This is a genomic window from Acinetobacter colistiniresistens, assembly GCF_000413935.1.
GTDB classification, from domain to species: Bacteria; Pseudomonadota; Gammaproteobacteria; order Pseudomonadales; family Moraxellaceae; genus Acinetobacter; species Acinetobacter colistiniresistens.
Genome location: NZ_KE340382.1, coordinates 56,126 through 79,637 on the forward strand (window position 1 = coordinate 56,126; position 23,512 = coordinate 79,637).

The 23,512-nt window shown below is 38.9% G+C and carries 20 protein-coding genes, 1 pseudogene and 1 other annotated feature; of the genes and pseudogenes, 9 read left to right on the forward strand and 12 right to left on the reverse strand.

Translation table 11 applies throughout. From position 1 onward, the window contains the following. Nucleotides 1-45 precede the first annotated feature (45 nt). From F907_RS03305 to F907_RS03285, 6 genes and pseudogenes are all read left to right on the forward strand, one after another. Nucleotides 46-834, forward strand: coding sequence for a crotonase/enoyl-CoA hydratase family protein (locus tag F907_RS03305; RefSeq protein WP_016653039.1), 789 nt, complete (start codon nucleotides 46-48; stop codon nucleotides 832-834). A gap of 21 nt (nucleotides 835-855) precedes the next feature. After that, a complete protein-coding gene (locus F907_RS03300; protein WP_005277065.1) occupies nucleotides 856-1,722 on the forward strand; it encodes an NAD(P)-dependent oxidoreductase in 867 nt (288 codons plus the stop codon). Between the two features lie 23 nt (nucleotides 1,723-1,745). Next, nucleotides 1,746-2,540: a hydroxypyruvate isomerase family protein gene (locus F907_RS03295; RefSeq protein ID WP_005277067.1), complete on the forward strand. Its 795-nt coding sequence runs from the start codon at nucleotides 1,746-1,748 to the stop codon at nucleotides 2,538-2,540. Nucleotides 2,541-2,621: 81 nt separating this feature from the next. Next, nucleotides 2,622-3,020, forward strand: a complete 399-nt coding sequence (gene rsfS, locus F907_RS03290; RefSeq protein WP_004655709.1) for a ribosome silencing factor — start codon at nucleotides 2,622-2,624, stop codon at nucleotides 3,018-3,020. 173 nt (nucleotides 3,021-3,193) lie between these two features. Then, nucleotides 3,194-3,813 (forward strand): annotated as a pseudogene (locus F907_RS0118155) (NUDIX hydrolase N-terminal domain-containing protein). 156 nt (nucleotides 3,814-3,969) lie between these two features. Further along, nucleotides 3,970-4,791 carry an SDR family NAD(P)-dependent oxidoreductase gene (locus F907_RS03285; RefSeq protein ID WP_016653042.1) on the forward strand — a complete coding sequence of 274 codons (822 nt, stop codon included), beginning with the start codon at nucleotides 3,970-3,972 and terminating at the stop codon, nucleotides 4,789-4,791. Nucleotides 4,792-4,853: 62 nt separating this feature from the next. Here the strand turns inward: F907_RS03285 and F907_RS03280 are convergent, their stop codons facing one another. Genes F907_RS03280 through F907_RS03270 form a run of 3 tightly spaced genes read right to left on the reverse strand, consistent with a single transcriptional unit; the run spans nucleotide 4,854 to nucleotide 7,774 of the window. After that, a complete protein-coding gene (locus tag F907_RS03280) occupies nucleotides 4,854-6,308 on the reverse strand; it encodes an NAD(P)(+) transhydrogenase (Re/Si-specific) subunit beta (RefSeq protein WP_016653043.1) in 1,455 nt (484 codons plus the stop codon). Between the two features lie 3 nt (nucleotides 6,309-6,311). After that, entirely contained in the window at nucleotides 6,312-6,635 is a 324-nt protein-coding gene (locus F907_RS03275; RefSeq protein WP_005277075.1) for a proton-translocating transhydrogenase family protein, read from the reverse strand. Nucleotides 6,636-6,646: 11 nt separating this feature from the next. Next, nucleotides 6,647-7,774, reverse strand: coding sequence for a Re/Si-specific NAD(P)(+) transhydrogenase subunit alpha (locus F907_RS03270; RefSeq protein ID WP_016653044.1), 1,128 nt, complete (start codon nucleotides 7,772-7,774; stop codon nucleotides 6,647-6,649). Between the two features lie 871 nt (nucleotides 7,775-8,645). On the opposite strand from F907_RS03270, the gene F907_RS03265 reads away from it, so the two are divergent. Further along, a complete protein-coding gene (locus F907_RS03265; protein WP_016653045.1) occupies nucleotides 8,646-9,065 on the forward strand; it encodes a RidA family protein in 420 nt (139 codons plus the stop codon). Between the two features lie 19 nt (nucleotides 9,066-9,084). Further along, the gene (locus tag F907_RS03260) at nucleotides 9,085-10,278 is read left to right on the forward strand and encodes an MFS transporter (protein ID WP_016653046.1); all 1,194 of its coding nucleotides are present in this window, start codon (nucleotides 9,085-9,087) and stop codon (nucleotides 10,276-10,278) included. A gap of 388 nt (nucleotides 10,279-10,666) precedes the next feature. Here F907_RS03260 and F907_RS03255 read toward each other — a convergent pair whose 3' ends face one another. From F907_RS03255 to F907_RS03245, 3 genes are all read right to left on the reverse strand, one after another. Beyond that, nucleotides 10,667-10,846 carry a hypothetical protein gene (locus F907_RS03255; protein ID WP_005218293.1) on the reverse strand — a complete coding sequence of 60 codons (180 nt, stop codon included), beginning with the start codon at nucleotides 10,844-10,846 and terminating at the stop codon, nucleotides 10,667-10,669. 64 nt (nucleotides 10,847-10,910) lie between these two features. After that, a complete protein-coding gene (locus F907_RS03250) occupies nucleotides 10,911-12,929 on the reverse strand; it encodes a DUF262 domain-containing protein (protein ID WP_016653048.1) in 2,019 nt (672 codons plus the stop codon). Further along, nucleotides 12,919-14,298, reverse strand: a complete 1,380-nt coding sequence (locus F907_RS03245; protein ID WP_016653049.1) for a DUF262 domain-containing protein — start codon at nucleotides 14,296-14,298, stop codon at nucleotides 12,919-12,921. Before F907_RS03245 ends, F907_RS03250 begins: the two co-directional genes overlap by 11 nt. Before the next feature lie 98 nt (nucleotides 14,299-14,396). On the opposite strand from F907_RS03245, the gene F907_RS03235 reads away from it, so the two are divergent. Continuing rightward, nucleotides 14,397-15,616 (forward strand): IS3-like element ISAba19 family transposase gene (locus tag F907_RS03235; RefSeq protein WP_087486619.1). Its coding sequence is split into 2 segments (ribosomal slippage): nucleotides 14,397-14,673 and nucleotides 14,673-15,616, totalling 1,221 coding nucleotides; the frame shifts between segments, so codons are not numbered across the junction. Beyond that, nucleotides 14,672-14,788, forward strand: a sequence feature (AL1L pseudoknot). Its footprint overlaps the gene before it by 117 nt. A gap of 92 nt (nucleotides 15,617-15,708) precedes the next feature. On the opposite strand, the gene F907_RS03230 is transcribed toward F907_RS03235, so the two are convergent. From F907_RS03230 to F907_RS03205, 6 genes are all read right to left on the reverse strand, one after another. Next, complete coding sequence (locus tag F907_RS03230; protein WP_016653050.1) at nucleotides 15,709-15,921, reverse strand: DNA translocase FtsK; 213 nt, start codon at nucleotides 15,919-15,921, stop codon at nucleotides 15,709-15,711. Between the two features lie 13 nt (nucleotides 15,922-15,934). Further along, the gene (locus tag F907_RS03225; protein WP_016653051.1) at nucleotides 15,935-16,705 is read right to left on the reverse strand and encodes a PP2C family protein-serine/threonine phosphatase; all 771 of its coding nucleotides are present in this window, start codon (nucleotides 16,703-16,705) and stop codon (nucleotides 15,935-15,937) included. Between the two features lie 187 nt (nucleotides 16,706-16,892). Beyond that, nucleotides 16,893-17,897, reverse strand: coding sequence for a Fic family protein (locus F907_RS03220; protein WP_016653052.1), 1,005 nt, complete (start codon nucleotides 17,895-17,897; stop codon nucleotides 16,893-16,895). Then, entirely contained in the window at nucleotides 17,894-19,405 is a 1,512-nt protein-coding gene (locus F907_RS03215; RefSeq protein ID WP_016653053.1) for a DUF6035 family protein, read from the reverse strand. The genes F907_RS03220 and F907_RS03215 overlap by 4 nt, the downstream gene beginning before the upstream one ends. 24 nt (nucleotides 19,406-19,429) lie before the next feature. Next, nucleotides 19,430-22,117, reverse strand: a complete 2,688-nt coding sequence (locus tag F907_RS03210; RefSeq protein ID WP_005146748.1) for a DEAD/DEAH box helicase family protein — start codon at nucleotides 22,115-22,117, stop codon at nucleotides 19,430-19,432. 3 nt (nucleotides 22,118-22,120) lie between these two features. After that, complete coding sequence (locus F907_RS03205) at nucleotides 22,121-23,506, reverse strand: site-specific DNA-methyltransferase (RefSeq protein ID WP_016653054.1); 1,386 nt, start codon at nucleotides 23,504-23,506, stop codon at nucleotides 22,121-22,123. Nucleotides 23,507-23,512: the final 6 nt, after the last annotated feature.

Here is a 23,512-nt window from a genome sequence, read left to right on the forward strand (position 1 = left end):
GACTCATGTTATGCTGCCGAATCAAACACAATAAGAGTAAGGCAGATGGCACTTTTACGCGTTGAAAAGAACAATGGAATCGCAACCGTTTCCTTAAACCGTCCAGATAAACGTAATGCAATGAGCTTTGCCTTACTCAAAGAACTGGTGGCAACTGCCAAAAAAATTGAAAAAGATCGTTCAATCCGCTGTGTCATCCTGACTGGTGAAGCACAAGTCTTTAGTGCAGGCATCGACCTTTCTGATTTAAACAATCCTAAAAATACCGCTTTTGCGGCGTGGGAACTGATTAAACCCGGACAAAGTCTATTCCAGAAGGCCTTCCTGATTTGGCAAAATTTACCAATCCCTGTGATTGCAGCAATCGAAGGCTATTGCTTTGGTGCTGGGATGCAACTGGCGCTTGCTGCGGACATTCGCATTGCAACACCAACTACCCAAATGTCGATTATGGAAAGTCGTTGGGGTCTGGTGCCTGATATGGGGCTGACCCGTTCACTTAAAGGGCTGATTGGGGTTGACCTTGCCAAAGAACTGACACTCACTGCACGTATCTTTGATGCCGAATATGCCAAAGAAATTGGCTTAGTCACCCACTTGGATGCTGATCCACTTCGCAAAGCCAACAGCATTGCTGAAGAAATTTTACAACGTTCACCAGATGCCATCATGGCAGCGAAACGTGTTTTAGATGCGATGGAACACCAACCCGAAAAAGCATTGCGTTTAGAAAAACTTTGGCAACTCAAGCTACTCTTGGGTAAAAACAGTAGCTTGGCTCGTAAAAAGGACAAAAACCCAGAGGTTCAATTCCTGCCGCGCCAATACAAATAATCCTAACTGGAGTACATTCACATGCATGCGAATCAAAAAACACCAATCGCTTTTTTGGGTATGGGTTTAATGGGCACGCGTATGGCCAGCCGACTCTTACAAGCAGGTTATCCTGTCGCAGTCTGGAACCGTAGTCCACTTGCATGTGAACCTCTGCAGCAACAAGGTGCGATACATTTAGAGCTACAAGACATCGGAAGCTATCCTGTTATTTTGACGTGTTTGGCGGATGATCAGGCGGTGCAAAATGTTTTTGCCCAGATTCAACCATATTTACAAACACAGCAAATCATTGTTGATTTCTCTAGCTTGTCCGTCTCTGCAACACAACAACTGGCTCAATCTGCCCAACAGCAGCAGGTCACTTGGATTGACTCCCCTGTATCAGGCGGCACCATGGGTGCAGAGCAAGGTACACTGGTGATTTTCGCAGGAGGTGATGCTGACACGATCGAACAGCTCACGCCTATTTACAATGTGCTCTCGCAGCGTGTCACGCGTATGGGAACATCGGGTACTGGGCAAGCGACTAAAATTTGTAATCAGCTGATTGTTGCTGCCAATAGCACCCTGATCGCAGAAGCAGTCGCCCTTGCCGATCAAGCAGGCGTCGATACCGCACTACTCGCACCTGCACTCGCTGGCGGGTTTGCCGACTCAAAGCCCTTTCAAATCCTTGCACCACGTATGGCAACTCAAACTTTCGAGCCTGTGCAATGGAAAGTGCAAACGCTATCTAAAGACTTAAACAATGCCTTACTTTTGGCACAAAGTTTTAACTTAAAGATACCTGTGGCACAAAAAGCTCTATTACAGTTACAAGCTCACCAAGAAAATGGCTTTGCTGATAAGGATTTAGCGACTATTATCAAAATTACAGAACAATAATTATTGATTCAGGGAGTCTGAAAATGAGCCATCTTGCAGTCAATTTATCCATGATCTTCACTGAAGTCCCTTTAATTGAGCGCTTTGCTTTAGCGCACGCGCATGGTTTTCAGCATGTAGAAATTCAATTTCCCTATGAACTCGATGTGATTGATATTCGAACTCAACTTGAGCAACACAATCTTTCACTCTGTCTGATTAATGTCCCTGCTGGCGATTTAATGCAAGGGGGTAACGGTCTGGCAGGTGTACCTGGACGAGAAATTGAATTTCATCAAGCACTAGAACAGGCCATTCGCTATGCCACTGCACTGGATGTGCCACGCGTCAACATTTTAGCAGGCAAACAACCGCTGGATGCGGATTTGCTGCCTTGCCTGAATACCCTAGCAAGCAACCTAAAGCTCGCCTGCCACCTATTGACTGAACAAGGTATTGAACCTGTGTTTGAAATGATTAATGGCACTGATATGCCACGCTTCTTGGTTCAGAACATTGCTCAAGCCCAAGAAATGCTGGAAGCCATCAACCACCCAGCCCTGAAAATGCAATATGACTGTTACCATATGGCGATGATGGGCGAGGATGTTTTAGCAGGACTACAGGAAAATATCGACCAGATTGGGCATATTCAATTTGCTGACTGTCCAGACCGCCACGAACCCGATACTGGAAATATCCCTTATAAACAAATCTTTGACTGGTTACAGCAAAGTGACTACCGAGGTCTGATTGCGGCGGAATACAGACCAAAAATACAGTCAGATCAATCTTTTGCATGGAAAAAGAAGTATTTTTCCAATGATGTGAATACATAAACTGTTACTGCTAAAATTTGAACTTTTTAGAGAAAAACGGTATATTTGACAATGAGCAATTGTCAGGAAAATATACCCTCTATGAATTTAGAACCATCGCCCAGCGCTTCTAATTCTCACGACCTAAAAATCAAAACAGCGAACAAAGATGTACAAGCGTGCCTAAACGTTGTACATGAAGCTCTCACTGATGTAAAAGCCAAAGATATTCTTGAACTTGACGTAAGTACGATCAGCAATGTTGCCGATGCAATTGTGATTGCAAGCGGTACATCAACGCGTCATGTTAAAGCCCTTGCAGATAATGTTGCTGATGAAGCACGTAAAGCAGGTTTCCGCCCAATCGGTGTCGAAGGTGAACGCGATGCTGAGTGGATCTTAATCGACCTCGGTTTTGTTGTGGTACATGTCATGCTACCAACCGCGCGTAAGTTCTATGATTTAGAAAGCTTATGGCGTGCGCCAGAGTCTGTAGCGTAAAGCTCCTCAAAAAGCGACCGAATAGGTCGCTTTTTTTATAGCGTATTCAAGTCAAAAGAGATTCTACACACAGATACGCTATAAGCCGATTTAGCCCTAGATTCCCGACCATTCGTTGTAAAATAGAATAGCAATGTTAGTATTAAACCCTCTCCTCAAGCACTTAGAATAAGATGAAAGATTCAGCGGCATGGATTGAAACACTCAATAAAATTACAGGATTGGCTCAATCAGGTTTGTACTACAGCAAAGATGTGTACGATAAAGAACGCTATCAACAGCTACTTGATCACGTCCGTACCCTGACGGAATTAGAAGAAATTGATACCACTCTCTTTATTCCCAATGTATTGCAAGATATTGGCTATGCAACACCTAAAATTGATGTTCGCGCTATTGTATTTAAAGACAATAACTGCTATTAGCCAAAGAGACACAGGATGGCTTATGGTCGATCCCTGGAGGTTGGGCAGATGTTGGCTATTCCGCCGCTGAAAATGCAGAAAAAGAAGTGCTTGAAGAAACTGGATTACAAGTCAGAGCGACCAAGCTGCTCGCACTCACCAATGGTAGAAAGCACCCTCGCCCGGCTATGTTCCTGCATGTCTATAAAGCCTTCTTTTGGTGTGAACTGATTGGTGGTGAACTCAAGCCAAGCATCGAAACTTCTGAAGTCGCTTTCTTTGATAAGGATGAATTACCCCCGATTTCAACGGCGCGTGTTACAGAAGCACAAATCCATCAGTTTTTTGAATTACAACATGGACTCCCCGAGAATACTTACTTCGATTAGCCTCTTTCTTCTTAACAGATAGATCTCCCTTCCGCACTGTATTCCAAATACCAGTCATCCCCCACCTTTAAATTTGACATGACAAATTGTCAAAATTACAGCACTATACAGATTCTTGCAATCCCACTAAGAAATAGCATAACTGGAGTACAGGAAGTGAAAATACTGATTACAGGCGCCAATACAGGCATTGGTTTTGCCACGGCAGAACAGTTGGTTAAACAAGGGCAACACGTGATTCTGGCCTGCCGCAATCCCCAGAAAGCACAACAAGCACAAAATAAATTACGGGCGCTCAATCAAGGTCAAGTTGACCTCATCTCCCTCGACCTCAACAGTCTCGATCTCACCCGCAAAGCCGCAGATGAAATTGCAGATCGTTATGGCAATCTGGATGTGCTGATCAACAATGCAGGCTTATTTGCCAAAACCAAACAATTGACTACTGATGGTTTTGAGCAACAATTTGGTGTCAATTATTTGGGTCATTTTCTATTGACCCAAAAACTACTTCCCATTTTAGAACAATCGCCTCAAGCACGTATTGTCCATTTGGCCTCGATTGCACATTGGGCTGGCTCAATCAAACCCAATAAATTCCGTGCAGAAGGTTTTTATAATCCGCTGTTTTATTATGGGCAATCCAAGCTCGCTAATTTACTGCTCAGCAATGCGTTGGCAGAACAACTCGCTGGTAGCTCAATCACCAATAATGCGTTACACCCAGGTGGCGTCGCTTCTGATATTTATCGCGACTTGCCCAAGCCTGTCTACGCTGCCATGAAATTAGGTCTAGTTCCAACTTCTGTTCCTGCAAATCTCATCACTCAAATGGCGATTGGCGATGAATGGAAAAATCGTAATGGAGAGTATGTCAGTGCACATATGCCAGACTGGAAATCTTCACATGCCAAAAATCAGCAATTAGCACGGGATCTGTATCAACAATCCTTGGGACTAGTCGAAAAGTTTCTTTAAAAAATAAGCCAAATAAAAAAGCCACCCGAGGGTGGCTTTTTCAATCCAGATTAGAGGTCAGATTAGTGACCACCACCATTGATTGCTTTCGTCATATCTTCCACAACTTTCTTGGCATCACCGAAGATCATCATGGTTTTTTCATTGTAGAACAAGTCATTGTCTAAGCCCGCATAACCTGTTGCCATAGAGCGCTTGATCACCATGATGGTACGTGCTTTATGCGCTTCAAGAATCGGCATACCATAAATCGGTGAGGTCGGATCATCTTTCGCCGCAGGGTTAACCACGTCGTTTGCACCAATCACCAGTACCACATCTGTTGCAGGGAAATCTGAGTTGATCTCATCCATTTCCAAGATGTCTTCATAAGCAACATCTGCTTCTGCCAACAATACGTTCATGTGACCCGGCATACGACCAGCAACTGGGTGAATCGCAAAGCGAACTTTTACGCCCTGCTCTTTCAAGATTTCACACAATTCTTTCACCGCATTCTGTGCACGGCCTTGCGCCATACCATAACCCGGTACGATCACAACGCTGTCTGCATTTGACATCAGGAAGCCTGCGTCATCTGCCGAACCAGAACGGTGGTTACGTTGAACTTGCTCACCTTTATCTGCCGATGCAACTGCTGCACCACCCATTGCACCACCAAACAAAACGTTGATGATTGAACGGTTCATCGCCTTACACATGATGTAAGACAGAATCGCACCAGATGAACCTACCAGTGAACCTGCAACGATCAACATATTGTTTTCAAGTGTGAAACCAATGCCTGCTGCAGCCCAACCAGAGAATGAGTTCAAAAGCGATACCACAACTGGCATATCACCACCACCCACTGGTGCAATCCATACCCAGCCAAATGCAAGTGCAAGTGCTGTCATTGCCCAGAACGCAGTCATGTTACCTGTAGTGAAGAATGTGAACCCACATGCAAGCATCGCAATAAAGATGATTGCTTGAACAGGTTTAACCCATGCACCCGAAATTGTTTTTGCCCATTTCTTTGCCGCCAATTTACCGTAAGCAAAGACAGATGCTGTAAAGGTAATCGCCCCCACGAAACAGCCCACAAACAATTCAAATAAATGAACTGAACTCATATGTGCATGTTGAACACCCGCAGCCGTTAATGCCGCTTCATTTTGCTCAAACAATGCAGTAAGTTGGTTGTTATGCAAGATCGCAGCAATTGCAATTAATACTGCAGCCAAACCCACTAACGAGTGCATCAAAGCAACTGTTTCAGGCATTTGTGTCATTGGTACTGTTTTCGCACGTGCGATACCCACCACCGCACCCAACACCATTGCACCACCAATCATCCAAACCACTGGATGTTCAGCAACAAAGAAGGTGGTGACTACAGCAATCGCCATTGCGATCATACCGTAGCGGTTACCTGCAATTGCAGTCTTAGGACCAGACAAGCCACGTAAAGTTAAGATAAAGAGGACAGCACCAATCAGGTAGAACCAATCCGCATAGTCTCGAATGAATTCCATTGCTTAGCCCTCTTTTTTCTTTTGCTTCGGCTTGAACATTTCAAGCATACGAGCAGTTACGGCAAAGCCACCAAAGATGTTGATACTTGCCAAGAACACGGCAATCGCACCAAGGATACTCACCACGTTTACACTTTGAAATGCAACGTTTGCGTCGATACCAATCGCTGGCATACCCACTGTCTGGATCATCGCGCCAACCACAATAATTGAAGACAACGCATTGGTTACTGCCATTAATGGTGTATGTAACGCAGGCGTTACACCCCACACCACGTAATAACCAACAAAGATGGCAAGGACGAAAATTGTAATCGTTTCAACCATGAGAACTCTCCTTAACCGCGCTTGAGCAGTACTTGACCGCCATGAGTCACGAGTAACGCTTTTTGGATTTCTTCTTCTTGATTGATCGCAAAGGCTTTGTCTTTGTCGAATAAAGTCTCAAGGAAGTTAAAAACGTTACGTGCATACAGTGCAGATGCTTCAGTCGCCACTGTGCCTGGAATATTTGGAATACCCAAAATTTTCACGCCATTTTCAGTGGTCACTGTTTCGCCCTCTTTAGAACCTTCTACGTTGCCACCCGTTTCAACTGCCATATCCAAAATGACAGAACCTGGTTTCATCTTGGCAACGGTTTCCGCCTTAATCAGACGTGGTGCATCACGACCTGGCAATAATGCAGTGGTAATCACGATGTCAGCATTTGACACGGCTTTATCCACAATCGCAGCTTGGTCTTTAATGTACTGTTCACCCGGCATCCAGCCATAACCATTCTTGGCAGCATCCGCAGCTTTTTGTTTTTCTTCGTCCGACATTGGCACATCGAGCCATTTGCCGCCTAAAGATTCAACCTGCTCTTTTGCTGTTGGGCGCAGATCTGTAGCTTCTACAACCGCACCCAAGCGTTTCGCAGTCGCAATCGCCTGAAGACCTGCAACACCAACACCCATAATCACAACACGTGCAGGTTTTACCGTCCCCGCAGCCGTCATTAACATTGGGAACATACGTTGATATTCAGCCGCAGCTAACAATACAGACTTATAGCCCGCCAAGTTTGCTTGAGAAGAAAGTACGTCCATGTTTTGTGCGCGTGATAGCGTACGTGGTAGTAATTCCAACGCAAAAGCAGACACTTGCTGAGTTGCAAACTGGTCTAATTCTGGATTGCGGTAAGGGTCAAACATTGCGATGACAGTCGTATTCGCCGCAAGTTTTTGAATTTCGTCGCCTTTAGGGGCACGTACCTTCAAAATAATTTGGCTACCTGTATATGCATCGTCCGTAATGGTTGCGCCAACTTGTTCATAAGCACTGTCAATATACGCAGCTTTAACACCAGCACCACGTTCAATAACAATACTATGACCTGCGTTAATCAACTTCTTCACTGTCTCTGGCGTTGCCGCTACGCGACTTTCACCTGCAACAGTTTCGGTTGGGATTCCGATCTGCATGAGCGTTCCTCAAGCTAGTTTTTCTTAAGTAAACATCGCCAAGAGCAATGTTTCCCCCAGGAGTATTCTTTGTAGAAATTTGGATTCTAATGGAAGTTTTTTAAATTTCCACCCAATATTTATTTAATAAATACCTATATTTTGAACTGATGATTCACATTTATATTTAGAGAATGTATGATCCGCAGGTTTGCCTTTTGATTAGTCAAAACTTACATTTCATTTCTCATCCATATAAAAACGCAATTCTTTTTGCAATCGATCTGTTCATTTTCATGCTTTCCCTCTTCCTGTTTGAGAAGATCAAAGCGATATCTATTCCATAAACCGAATTGTCATTCGCCATCGCAGCAACTGCACCACCTAATCCGTTTTTAATCAGCTTAGATGAGTTCTTTTAGGCTCTATTGATGTATGGCTTGAATCGGCATCATAATCATGCAGTTGCGGCGAGGGATTGGCTACTCTGCAATTTCTCATGGTCTTTTTGGCTAGTTTTTAGCAATCTGCTGATGGCAACCGTTTAAATTGCAGCAATAGAACTGTATTTCTCTTTATCAATAAATCTGAATGAGATGAAGCAAATTCCTCAGAAAAATTTAAAAGAATGAAAAAAACTTGTATTGCCATTTTTTCAAGTGATATTTGTATGGTTTTGTCTAGCAAAAGCTGATTATTTGCACAGTAATGGTGCAAATATTAAGCAATAGATGAGATGTTTCATCCAATTCAAGCAGTGGAATAATCAAAATATTTCAAAATCGATTTTTTATCACAGCAAATGCGCCTTTTTGATTCAAAATTCACTTGACCTTAAGTTAGCTTGAGCTTTGATACTAAATCATCTCCATCTGCAATGTGATGTTTAACGATGAAACAGATCAAGACAGCAACATTTAAAATGATTAACCCAAGTGAGCTTTATGATCCACGTGGCAATGGCTATAGTCATGTTGTGATTGTGCCGCCCAACATGCGCAGCATACATATTGCAGGTCAAGGGGGTGAAAATAAAAGTGGTGAGCTTTCTGAAGATTTTGACCAACAAGTACAACAAGTCTTCTATAATATTCAACACGCTTTAGCATCAGCGCAGGCACAACTGTCAGATATTGCGGTTTTACGTATTTTGGTCGTTGAGCATAATGCTGAAAAACATCAGATCCTGATTCAAGTCATGCAAGACCTCTGGAACAAGCATGCTTTTCCTGCATGTACGCTCATCCCGGTCCCACGCTTGGCATTGACAGGCATGCAAATTGAAGTTGAAGCCACAGCCTATACCGTATAAACCCGTAATAGAGAAAATTATGTCTGCCCCAGAAGATATTAGTCAAAATAAAACCTTACTTTGGTTTATGGCTGCAGCATGTGGTTTATGTGCGGGTGCTAACTATTATAGTCAGCCCTTGATTCACTCGATTCAGCAGTATTTTGCAGTGACCGAAGGCCAAGCGGCGCTCACGGTAACCTTTGCTCAAGTATCTTATGCGCTTGGCCTGCTGTTTATTGTGCCCATGGGAGATGTGGTCAACAAGACCAAATTCATTCCTTTGCTCATGGTATTTTGCGCTGTTGGCTTATTCATCAGTGCCTTTTCTGTCAACTTACCGATGCTTTGGCTCGGTACTGTTATGGCAGGACTATTCTCGGTCGCAGCACAGGTCTTAATTCCTCTGGCCACCATGACGGTAAAACCTGAAAAGACCGGTGAAGTTATTGGTTTCTTGATGAGCGGATTACTGGTCGGTATTTTACTTTCCACCAGTCTGGCTGGCTTGTTTTCTAATCTGTTTCACTGGAAAGTTATTTATGTAGTCAGCGGCGTGCTCATGCTGATCTTGGCTTATTCCCTGAAAAGCCGCTTACCTTATGCCATGCGCATGAAAATGAATTATGGGCAAGTATTTGTCTCCATGGCACAACTGCTCAAACAAGAGAAACGTTTGCTCTTGCGTGCACTTGCAGGTGGTTTTGCTTTTGCCGCAGTCAGTATTCTGTATTCTACTATCGCGCTACTACTGACCTCTGCCCATCACCTTCAAGATCTATTGATCGGGATGGTGCCTCTGGTCGGGATCTTTGGAGCGCTCTCGACCCAATATATTGGTAAATATGCCGATCAGGGCTATACCAGCCAACTGACGTGGATGGGTTGCGGCCTGTTTATCTTAAGCTGGATCTGCTTCTATTTTGGGCAAACCTTTTTAATGAGTTATATCCTTGGCTTCGCCTTGATTCAGTTAGCCTTAGCCTTGGTGCATACCAGTAATCAGAGTGTGATTTTCCGCTTACGACCTGATGCCAAATCGCGTATTAATGCCATTTATATGACCGCCTACTTTACTGGTGGTGCTTGTGGTTCAGCTCTTGGTATTTTTGCCTGGAATCATGGTGGTTGGAGCATGACTTGTTTGGCTGGAATCAGTCTGGTGGTTGCTTGTATGTTATTTAGTTTATTCGACCATCTTTTGACGAAGAAAAACAACATGATCACCTCCTAGATACTCATCCACATAGTGAAAATTGAAGTGACGGGGATCAGCATTGGTGAATTGGTCACAAAACTCGTATAATGCTGCCCTTTCTTTGCTTGTCCACATCCGAGATCTGTTTATGCAATCACTTGAATCATTACAGCCACGTATTTCCGTCGCGCCGATGATGGATTGGACAAGTGAAATTTTATTTATATTTCAAATCAAAGACTTATTAAAAAATTTTAAAATTTTAGGCGTAAAATAGGCGCAAATAACGTCCACATTTTGTCCAATTTTGCTGTTCTATTATTTTAATTTTGTTTGATCATTATTTAACCCAAAAAGCTTTAATTCACTATACTTCTAAGAGTTTCAACATGAACAGCGATTACAAATGTCGAATTGATGGTACTCATTTATAAGCTAACTCTTGAATTTCTTTCTTATGCTGTTGAATGACACGTTTTGCACTATGCATTACAACACGCTTTGTTGCCTCGTTGTCATCAAAAGGAATTGATAATAGTTGACCAGCCATCGCTGAACGTGGCTTTCTATTTTCAATTTTAAAATCACTTAAACGTTTAGTCATAGTCCTCTTCCTATCAGGTGTTTCTATATACATTCATTTTAACATTGAATAGACCTAGCGACACTCATTTCACAAAGTCATGGTAATCTGACTCAAACAGTTTAAGCATTGCTTTCTCGTGCTCTTCAATTTGTTCTTTTTTCCAAACTTTTTCTTCTCCAAGCATTTGAATCATCCGATACAATTTAAGTGTATCAATTTTACCCTTATTTATCTCATGCATAAAATAATCACGTTTAGCACTTGGCAAGCGATTACCTATGCTCGAATTCTTACTCGAACTAATGAGGCATAAGTTACCAAAGCTATGTAAATTTTCATCATCCAATTTACTATCCGCAGCCTCAACTTGTTGTGCATAAAAATGCTCAACTGAACTCCGTTGCGTAAATTTAAAGTTTTTGATTACCTTATCATTGCTATTTTCTGAATCACAATAAATCAAAAAATCTAAATAGTTAAAGACAAAATTACTTTCAATATTGCCAAAGCTTAGTTTTGATGGATCAATTTTAAAATCATCAATTGTATGATTACCATAAATCAAATCAAAATAATCAATCTGTTCCGAACTTAAATATCTCTGAAAAATAAACTTTCTCGCTAAATGTTGTAATGCATTAAAATAGTCAGACTCAGATTTATCTTTATTTTGATAAAGCCAATACAGTGCACCATTTAACCAATATTTATAAGACAAGGTGGGAGTGGATACATGAAATGCTGTCATCAATAACAGAACTCTTTGAGCAATATCAGTATTATTTCCCTCAAAAGTATTCACATATGAACTATTTCTTTCATATAGTTTAAGCCGCTTTATACTCCAATCATCATGATCCGTAGAATAATCCCGCTTAACAATGTATTGATCAAATATAAATTTGCACTTCAGCAAGGTAAACATAAAACCTTTTACATTCTCAATAACTCTTTCATGCTCTTGGTTTCCCTGCCCTTTTAACAGAATATATTTTTCAAATTGATCAATCAGTTGCTTATCATCCAATGCCACTTTTTCATTACGGTTCGTTTGACTTAGCCAAATTTGTAAAACCTGCAATAAAAAATTCGGAAAATTGATAATGCTATTGAATCGTTCAGGCTTTTCTTCTTTTGTATCTTTATTTTTAATACGCTCAGGCACTTTTTTTAACATTTCAGAAATAGATTGAAAATTGCTTTTCGAACTTGTTTGTTCTTGTGATTCTACATTTTTGCTAAAAATTTTAAGTAAGCTAGAAGCGTTTTCAGGAACAAAATCTCCCCAATCCTTTCCAAAAATCACATCACGCTGTGTTGTGGAAAAACCATATTGAACGTAACGCTCCATATTGGCAGTCGCGTTCCAAATACTCGTAAATAGTGTCATGCTTGATGTTTTATCTGCTTCATCTTTGATTTGATTCAATACGCTCATCAATCTCGCTTTTAAAATTTCATGCTTTTCTAATTGTTCACCACGACTATTCATCACCTCAAAATAATGATTGAGATCAGTATCTTTCGGAACTAAAACTTGTGTGATGACTACATTTTCTAATAAATATTTGCAAAAACTATTCAAGTCACCTTGATTGATAATTTTTTGAATTGCTCGTTGTAGCAACTCAAACCCCTGAACTAAATCGGCGTTATATTCGGATGATTTTAAATGTTGTAGATGATCACCTCTAAGTAAAGCCTGAAAGGTTAAAGAAGATTTTGGACGACTTTCAAAGTCAAGATTGAATTGATTAAACCAAGACATATCAAGAACAATTTTTTCTTCTTTGGATAATCGTTTCAGGCAAATCGCTAACAAGGTTAAAGTGGTAAATCGTTGCTGACCATCGATAATTTCATAAGTGCCTTTGCTACGCTCAAAAACAACCAACGTTCCAATATAATATTTTTTACTTACTTGAGTCTGCCCTTGATTTAACTGTTCAGGTTGCTTTTGATAATCTTGAATATCTAAAATTAACTGATCAATTTCTTTCTCACCCCAAGCATAATTACGCTGATACATCGGGATAATATAAGTCTGTTTATTCTCGAACAGGGCTTGAACCTTAAGCGCTTGGATTGACTCATTTGTCATTCTGATCTTCCTGTTTGAGATAATTTAGTTCTTTAAATAAAGTGATCAAAGGCTCAACTTTAGTGCCTTCCTGTTTCTCGACTACCGGGAGTGACCATCCGATGAGTTCACTTGGTGATTGAGCATATTTCAGTAAACTGAATATGTTCTTTTCTAAGACATAATTATCTATCGTTGCTAATTGCACCGAATATTGACTAATACGACAGCGATATGCCCAAATAAAAATCTTTTCAATCGCTTCTGATAACCGATCTGTAGCAAATTTATCGATATAAAAAATTAATGCAGAATCAAACAAGGTTCGCACATAACGATCCCCATCCCTATTTCTTGCATCATATGAATTCAATATTTTGATAATTCTATTTGCTCGATCCTGTAGTGCCGCACCAAATATAGAAACCTTCTCAGACTGTTCTTGATGATCCACCACTTTACTAATCTGTTTTTCATAGTGCTCAACCATTTCAAAAAATCGACGACCATTAATGATCATTTGATCTAACTGAAACGGAAAACTCATTTCTTGTCGATCTATTTGCCGTTGATATTGTGCGTTATAGTCATCAATAAAATAATGCGCTATACGTAATGGTTCTAAATATGGATGATGGTCTGATTGTCCAAGATGAATACCTTTAAAAAGATGCACATGATCTTTATTGAAATATCTTGCTGACTTTCCCCTTGACCAAAAACGAATACGAAAAAGATAGTTAGAGAATAACGCTGCTAAAGCGTTCGAAGGTAAGTTTTCCCAATGTGCAACAGTTTGGGCTTTTAAGTGTTGCTCCTGTGTAGAAAATTCTCGTAAATGATAGGCTTTTAAAAGATCATGCGGTTCTAAATCACGACCACGTGCATTTTGTGAATCAAAAAACTGAAATGCCTCTGAAACATCATCTAAAATAAAAACCGCAACCTGACAATTATTGAGTAAAAAATCAATATCTTGTTCCGAAAAGTTTACTGAAACGATCCGTTTAGCGGCATTAAAGTTCTGATAAATATTGTAATGGCTAATATCACTATTAAATTCTTGCACACCCATAAAGACATTAATTTGATTCGATATTTCATTCAAAGCTGTTTTTAGATCCTCTCGTTCTAAATCTAATTCTGGCTTCTGAATAATCGCCCAAACAAGCAGCATTAAAGTTAAAGTTCGTTGTTGTCCATCCACAATATTTATATTTTTAAGGCTCGTATTATTTTTATCGTGGTGTAATACGATAGTACCCAATCGATATGCAGATTTATCTTTATGTTCTTGTATATCATTGACGAGAGCATTTAAATTTTTTTCAGTCCACTTGTACGGACGTTGGTAATCAGGAATACTCAGTTGATCTAAACTTAATAGCAAATTATTTACTGACCAAATCCCTGTCTTAAATTGATCAACTTGATGCTGTGAACCGTACCGGGTTTGTCGGAGAGTCAATATTCTGAGAGACTATCCCGATGACAAAACCAAACTATACCCCCGAAATTAGAGAAAGAGCGGTTCAATTACTAATTGAATCTGAAAAAGATTATCCTTCTACTTGGGCAGCAATCACAGCTATTGCTCCTAAAATCGGTTGTACTCCTGAAACATTGCGTGTTTGGTATTTAAAGCATCTGGATCAACTAAATCCTGCCAAAGTACAACAGATATCTGACCAAGAAAAAATGAAGCAAATGGAACGTGAAATTAAAGAATTAAAACGTGCCAATGAAATTCTACGTAAAGCAGCCGCTTTTTTCGCCCAGGCGGAGCTCGACCGCCCACACAAATAATGGTGGATTTTATCCATAACAATAAAGATCGATATGGTGTTGAAGCGATTTGTAGAATTTTACCGATTGCACCTTCAACCTATTACCGAACTTTAGATCTCACTGACAATCCAGAACATCGAGCGAAACGAGATCTACATGATGAGTATCATGCTGAACAAATTAAACGAATTTGGAAAGAAAGTTCAGGTCGATATGGTGTACGTAAAGTTTGGCAAAAATTGAAACGTGAGGGTTATGTTATTGCACGTTGTACAGTTGCTCGATTGATGCAAAAGCTAGGTATACAAGGTGTTTGGCGTGGTAAGAATAAACAAACCACCCGTAACCGAGATGACCAAAAACGGGCAGATGATTTAGTGAAACGTAATTTTAATGCTGATCATCCAAACCAACTATGGGTGGGTGACTTTACGTATATTCAAACTCATTCAGGCTGGGTATATACCGCATTTGTTATTGATGTGTTCTCACGAGCAATTGTTGGATGGAAAGTATCTACACGGATGAATACAGATATGGTGCTTGATGCATTAGAGCAAGCATTGCATGATCGAGGCATGCCAAAGAATGTGATTCATCATTCCGACAGAGGTGTGCAATATCTTTCCATTCGCTATACCAATCGTTTAGAAGCAGCAAATTTACGAGCATCAGTCGGTACAACGGGTGATTCATACGATAATGCTCTGGCTGAAACGGTGAATGGCTTATACAAAACAGAGGTGATTGAATATTTAAAAGCAGATTGGCAAGGTTTAGCAGATGTACAACTTGCGACACTAAACTGGGTAGATTGGTTCAATAAAAAGCGTGTACACAGTGCACTGGGTTATGTATCGCCTTTTGAGTTTGAAGCAATGTACTATGATAAGATTAACCCGTTAGGTCAGGTGGCTTAACTTAAATAAAAAAGTCTCCGACAAACCCGGTACGGTTCACTGAGCCATAAAAAACTATCCTAAAAATAAAATTTTTTTAATTGTTAAAGTTGTTAGTTCATACCTTGTTGCAATTTATAGCCATACCCATAATCTAGAACAAAAGTTTTTGTAGCTTCACAAATACTTTCTTCAATTAACTCATTAAGCAGTTGTTCTGCCTGAGTATGTCCAATTAAAAACTTACGCTGTAAACTCGATACCGAAACGACACCCACTTCCTCTGTGAATAATTTGGCACGTTCAAAAAGATCATCTGATTGCATAATTCCCCCATTCTCAATGAATTAATTTTTTTGCTCGAACTAAGACCATGCTGACATTGTCATACGCCTGTTTTGAAACTAATGACGCTTTCATATTGAGTAACCATGTTCGAAGCTCCATATCTGCTTTTAAAGGAAGCCATTCCCCACACTCCATCACATCATGAACACCATCTGTACAAACCAATAAGGCATCATTCTCAGTCAAATATTCTTCTGTTCTTGTAAAATCCATCACTTCATGCAAAGGATCAGCACAAAAGTATTGTAATAATGCACCATAAATACTGGCGTAGTTTTCTCCTGCTCTTAGCTCGCCACTTTCTCTTAACTGTTCAAGATAATTGTGATCTCTGGTCAGGCAGTGCCACTTTTGATCATGTTGGCTAAACAAATAAACTCGACTATCGCCAAGATGTTGAATGATCACAAAACCTTGTTCGCCATCATTTTCAATGAGTGCGAGAGTTGAACTTGCGCCAAAACTATTTTTTTGATGTGCTACTTGATCAACAAGATACTGCTGAATAACGGATGTTTGATATTGGTCTAATTCTCTATTTTGAGTTAAAGCCTTTAAGACCGTGTATGAGGCTTTATCTGCTGTTGGGCTATTGCTAATCCCATCCGCTACAGCAACACACCACTGTTCTTTTTCAGAATGGCTATATAGTTTAGTGATGAGTCCATCATGTTGAATAACTTTATTTTCAATCAATATGGCATCTTGTTGGTACTTTGACCTTGCCTTCCATGTTAGACCTTGCATTTCAAAAGTACTCATCACACCGATCTCACACTTGGTAATGATTTTATTTTTACCAAACCCCAATAGCACAATCAAGAAAAATATTAAATAAATTATTGATTAACAATAAATTATTTATTTAAAAATTTACTTTACGCTTTTTGCTTCTCATTCATGTCTAACTACTTAAGCAAAGATGTAATAAAATATTTTTCAAGCTAAATCATGGTTTAAGACGATACTTTTGTTTCGGACTTTTCGGTTTATCTGGAATAGTACGTTCAATCAAGCCAGCTTCTATAGCAGGATTCAAGTAATTCTTTTGGAACGTTGCTCGATGAGTCAATCCGACCAATTGCATCAACTCAGCCAAAGTATAGTCTTCTTGCTTCATTGCCGAAATTAAACGCTGAACTTGATCGCTCACTTGTACGCCAGCTTGAGCGGTAACATGATCGCTATCTTGAGCGGTATCAGTTGAACTCAGGATTGCATCTAAAATCATCTGTAAAATGAATTCTATAAAAGGGGCTGAGTCTGTTCGGTCGGTACTTGCTTGTAAAGCCTCATAATAGGCTTTTTGATTTTGGTAGATCAGGCTTTCAACAGGGATATTGGCAAAAATTGGATTCCAACGACTCAATATTAAAGTTTGCCAGAGCCGACCCATTCGCCCATTACCATCAGCAAATGGATGGATAAACTCAAATTCATAGTGGAAGACTGAGCTTTGAATAAGAGGATGCTCTTCGCTATCATTTAACCAATCAAGTAAATCAGCCATCAAACGGTTAATCTGATTCGCAGGTGGAGCCATATGCACCACTCGATCACCTGACATTACACCGACACCACCATGACGATATTGACCAACCTCATCAATCAAGCCTGTCATTAAAATTTGATGCGCTTGTAACAAGTCTGCTTCTTGACTCGGATTCCATTGCTGAAAGGCTTCATAGGCTTTAATGGCATTACGAACTTCCTGAACTTCTTTCAGAGGTGCAATTACTGTCTTACCATTAAGGATCGCCGTGATCTGTTCGGTACTTAAAGTGTTCCCTTCAATCGCAAGTGAGCCTTGAATCGTGCGGATACGATTAGCCTTCCTTAGCTTAAGACTATTTTGGATTTCTTCTAAAACGGTCAAGCGCCCTATATTCTCACTGATCTGTGCAATTAGATGGATAATTTTTGATGTGATGGTATAAGGCGGTTGGTATTTCATTTTTGGCTAACTCCACTAAATTGTGCATTAGAATAAGATGCACTACTTTCCCCCCAAGAAATCAACCGCCCCTCAAATTCTGGCACTAAAAACTCAATAAATTGATTTAAATCATGCTTGTATAGCTTAGTGCTTTCAGGCTGTTGGGTATATTTTTTATAGCGTTCTTGCCATTTACCCGAACTATCTCTCTCATTCAATAAGTTAGGTTTTTCAGTTACTTTCAAAGTAAGCATAAAATGCTTTATGTAAGCTGGATGATGTTCCATCAAGTTATGAGCCACACTAATCATATCGTTAATATTATTACCTACAGCATAGCCAAATTTTGCACTTAAAATTGAGTTAACCACTGTTTTATAGGGCGCATGTAAAAGATATTTAGGAGTACTAATTCCCATTAGCTCAAGCTCTTTACGAATAGAAAACCACTCATAGTTGAATTGATTGTCGGTAAGGTAATGAGTTTTTATCCATAGTTTAGTAAACTCGACCAATAATTCAGATTTAGTTTTTGATGGAACTTTTGTATCAAGATCAACCTGTTCTAGTGATTCGATATATTTCTGAACTTTTAGTTTATCTTTTTGATTCTTACTCTCTTGTAAATAACTATGTCGTAAGCCTAATTTTTGCTTTAGCTTTTGATATTCAGCTTCATAATCAAAAAAGTATATTTGCTTTGTAGCTTCGTTCTGGACTAAGTTTTGGAATTCGACGAACTCAGTATTCCACTGATTAATGATTTGATTATTCTTTATTTCAGGCTTTAAATAATGACACTCTAAAGTAAAAATTTTTGTTTTAATTGATTGAGCGACTGTAGAATCATTCACTACAAATGCATTTGCATTATTGTTGTAGTAAATATCTTGCATTGACTGCTTCTTCGCTTTTTCTGTTGGTTCAAAATGATTAAAAATCCACAGTAAGCAAGCATTGTTATCTTGATAAAAAATCTTACGATCAATAATCACATTCAAAAAAGTTGTAGAAAGTTGTCCTTCAAAAACAACTAATTGCTTTTTATATAATGAAGATACATCTGGTCTACGCCATTGCTTTAGATCAATGCTTTTACGAACTTGTTCAATATGAATATCACTAAAAGATTCATCCACTTGCAGACTCTTATATATATTCTCTTTTAGCAATTTATGTTGTTGGGTTTCTTTCGCAATCTGATACTTTAAAGCAGTTTTTTCTTGCTCCGATAGCTGTTTAATATGCTTTACAGGACACTTGAAGTTTGGGTTATTTTCCAACTCAGGAATATGTCTGAAAAAGAATGTTGCTGAAGTGTTGATCTGCATGTGATCTGTACGTCTAGCGAGGGTTACAGGTGATTGACACCAAGCACATGTAAAATGAGGCTTGGTTTTATTCCTTTTATATTGCTCCCTTATTTGACTACGCCATTGTGTAAGTTCCATTTCAGATTGTTGAAAGAATACATCAACATCAATCCACATATTTTGATCGGTATCAATGATATGAATTAACTTCATGTACTCTCCCAACTATTACTTAAATTAGCTTAACAAGCTCTCAATCAGATCGAAGCGCTTATCTTTAATCATAATAAATTTACATTGTCCTTCTGATAAATTAGCCCATAGCTCCCCAATTTGGCGATCATCCTTAGCAGCTTCCCACTTATCAGCCCCTTTATATTCAACCACTAAAATTTTTCCATTAGGTAGTTTACATATAAAATCTGGATAGAAGCGACCATTTCCCTTTTGCAAGTAAAAAGAACAGCCTTCTTTACGAACTAAGTTTCTCACCCAAAACTCAATATTTCCTTTAACTGCTTGCTGATCCAACCAACATGCACAAGCAAACTCTTCACCACTATCAAAAGCCCCAATACGGCCATAGTAATGTTTGTTAAATGTATAATATCCGTATTCACCATTATCATCGCGAGAAGGTGCATAAACATTTGGATGGAAATTAAACTGATATTCTTGTTCGTTTGAGACTGTTATTTGATGAAGCTCATCATTGCCAAATAAGAAATTTTGGTAAGCATCATTAACAGCTTCCTTTCGTAAAATATTAATTCTTTTTTCAATCAACTGACGAATTATATATTTCTGAGTATTTGTTCGAGCCAAATCAAAATCATCTTTACTTAACAAATCATTTAGCCACGCAAGAACAAAATTTCGTTTAGCCTCATGAGTTAATGATTCTTCTAAGATATTCTTACATAACCAAGTTGCTAATTTGACTTCATCCCAATTTTCAGGTTTATACACCAAACCTAAATCTCTCTGAAGTTTTGGAAGAAAAGTAACTTTTACCTTACCTTTAGTCTCATCAATATCTAAAGTTCCAAAATCATTTGAAGCATAAGCTGAATTTAAAATTGAAATATCATCATGCAAAACTTTTGCATCTACTGTTGTTAAATTCCAAGGATATTCAAGAACTTCTGGATCATCAAATAATTGAAGCTCGCCCTGAACCGATAATGCTAATAGTGGGACTTTAAGCTCTTTACCCAATTCCGCAGGTGTCTGAAAATATTCGATAGATTGACGGCTAACCTCGGCCCCTTTCTCAATCTGCTGCACTGACTCTAGTTGTGAAACAGTTTTCGTTAGTTCCACAGTCTCTTCTTTAGTCAACGGGGTAATAATCGTCAATTCATTGGTTTTATTATTCCATTCTACTTTCTTTTTTACCGTAGGTGTAACAGACTTTAAATCTGGCTTTTCAGGTAACGGAATTGTTATTGGTTTCACAATAATTTTAGAATTTCCAAAGTCCAAACGAGCTTGCTCACCCGTACCTGCTTTAACAAATTCAGCCGCTTCTTTAGTATCAAAACCAGCCCCTTCAACTAGGCTATCTCTCAAAGTTTCAGCTGTGTCAGAAAAACTTTTTGATACAACATAAGCATAAGATTGATTTAACTGTTCACTCTGTCTATGTGATGCATTTGGCTGTCTAAGAATACGCCCTAATAATTGCTCAACTGCTGTACTTGATTGCACAGAAGCCATACTCACTAAAATATAAGCAAATGGGCAATCCCAACCCTCAGCTAAAGCTTTTTGAGTAATTACATACTTAATTTTACAAGCCTTATCTAAAATTCCTTTAGGATATTTTGCTGTAATTTCTTCAAGTTCTTTCTCATCTCCTGTAGCAAGAGCGATCTGCTCTCTTGGAATATTCTGATTATTTTCTAGTTCATTAAGTACAGCATAAATATCCAATGTTTCACGAACTTTACTTTTTGCTTCAGCCTGAATAAGTACTATCGGTCTCAGATATTCAAAACCCTGTCTCTGTTCTTCTAACGCTATATGTTCTAAAGACTCTCTTTTATGAATCGCATATGCTAAGCATTGTTGCCAATTTGATTCTGTTTCTAAAACAATCGGCAATTTAATCATTTGTTCTGCTTTTAATTCAGCAGCAGAGACGCTATGTAAAACATTGGTTGGAGTTCTCACTGTATCTGGTGTTGCTGTAAGCTCCATAATGCCACTTGGCTTAAAACGAGCTAACATATCAAAAGCAAGTTCAGTACGACTATTATGTGCTTCATCAACAATAATAAAAGGGCGATGTAATCTAAGAACGTTAGCTAAAGAATTTGGAACTATTAGATCACTCCCTTCTCCCTCTGTTAATAATTCTGACTTTTGTTCTTCTGTTAGATGCTCAAAATGATGCATTAGCGCACCATTATTTTGATAAACTTTTCTACTTTCTTCTTCTTCTACTTGAAAAGCTTGGCGTGTAGCAACAATAACAACTGTTGAAGTTAAAAGCGTTGAACGAGTAATGCTTTTTGCTTCTTCAATATCCATGACTGTGACTTCACCTGCTTCACGTAATGCTGATGAATATGGATGCTGTTTATTTTTTAAAGCAGTAATAGTTTGTTCACGTATCGTCTTACTTGGAACTAACCACAAGATGATACTTTGAGCTACTCTCAAAAAATGTTTATTTATTAGTGCTACACTTTTACTTGCCAACCATGTCTTTCCCCCACCCGTCGGCACACGTAAACAAAAATAAGGCATCTCACTATTAAACCCATTTAATGCATTATAGGTTTGCCCCTTACCCCACAATCGTTCTGTAGTCACATAAAAGGCCGTAGATGCGTTTGCAAACTCATGACAGACTTGAAAATACGCTTTTACACTGTCTAATACTTGATCTTGATATTCTTTAGCAATATACGCAGTCATAGCTTAAACCTCTAAAGCATATGGTGTTTGTTTAAATACAATATTTTCACGTTTAGCCTTGCCCCCTAAACGATTAGCAGCCGCATAAATCACTTTAACTCCTTCAAACTTCGGAAGAACATCAAATACTTGCTTTGTAAGAATATTGCCACCTTGTTCGGTAAGATCTTTTAAAATTCCATTATAAAGTAGATAAATTGCACGACCTTCATAAATTCCCAGTAAAGGAGAGTCCGCTTTTCCTGTATAGCCCGTACCTGTTTCACAAAACCATACAAATTCAGCCAATTGCGAGAATGAAACATCATTGCGTATATGACCACTGGCATTAAACAATGGTTCTTGTGAAAGCTTACAGAATTGAAAACTACTACCCAACCCTTCTATATCTTCCCCATTCCTATTTATATAACCTTTAGTTACTCTTTTAATTCTTTCAAAAGTGACTTTTGTAGCAATATTTTTATCCATTTCAACTAAAATAAACTTTCTATTACTTCCAAAATTTGCATTGAGTTTTAATACTGCATGTGCTGTTGTACCCGAACCCGCAAAGCTATCCAGCACTAACCCATCTTTTGGAGTCACATAATCTATCCATCTTGCTAAAACATCACTATCTTTTGGATAATCAAAAATTTCTGTTTTAAAAATATCTCTCAATTCATTTTTTGCCTGTAAGGCACTTCTATAAAAGTAGCTTCCAGCAACTTGCACTGCGGACTCATCATCAAATTCGTCCTCACCTGTTTGTATTAAGTATGTCTTTCTTATAGGTGGCTCACTATGATCCGCTCTAAAAACAACCTTTCCTAATCCTATCTGTTCTTGCATTTTTTCTAAAGTACTATATCTCCAACCATTCGGCGGAATAGCACAAGGTAAGCCTGTAACAGGATGAATAACATTATATTTAGGCCCATCAGGTTTTGGCCATGACATATTGTCATCACGCCAAATTCCTTTGTTATCAACTTTGGAATACCTTGAATGCTTTTTGGAAGGATGATCTTTCGCTAGATTTTTGTAAAATTTGGATAGGTCTTTTTCAATTGAAGCATAATCATTCTTGTATAACGTTCTTAATCGATTTAGCTCTATAAGAATTTCATCAGCGCCAGGTTTCTTCTCCCGCCATTTTATATTTTTCTCTTTGAGTTTATTTTTATTTCGAGCGTAAATAAGAATATATTCATGCCCTACTGATACATATTTTGCATCATTTTTTCTCCCTTTTTCCCAAACTAACTGACATATAAAGTTATTTACACCCCAAATTTCATCCATAATTAAACGTAAATTTGCTACTTCATTATCATCTATTGAAATTAAAATTACGCCTTCTTCCTTAAGAAAGCTTTTCAACATAGATAGTCGAGGATACATCATACTGAT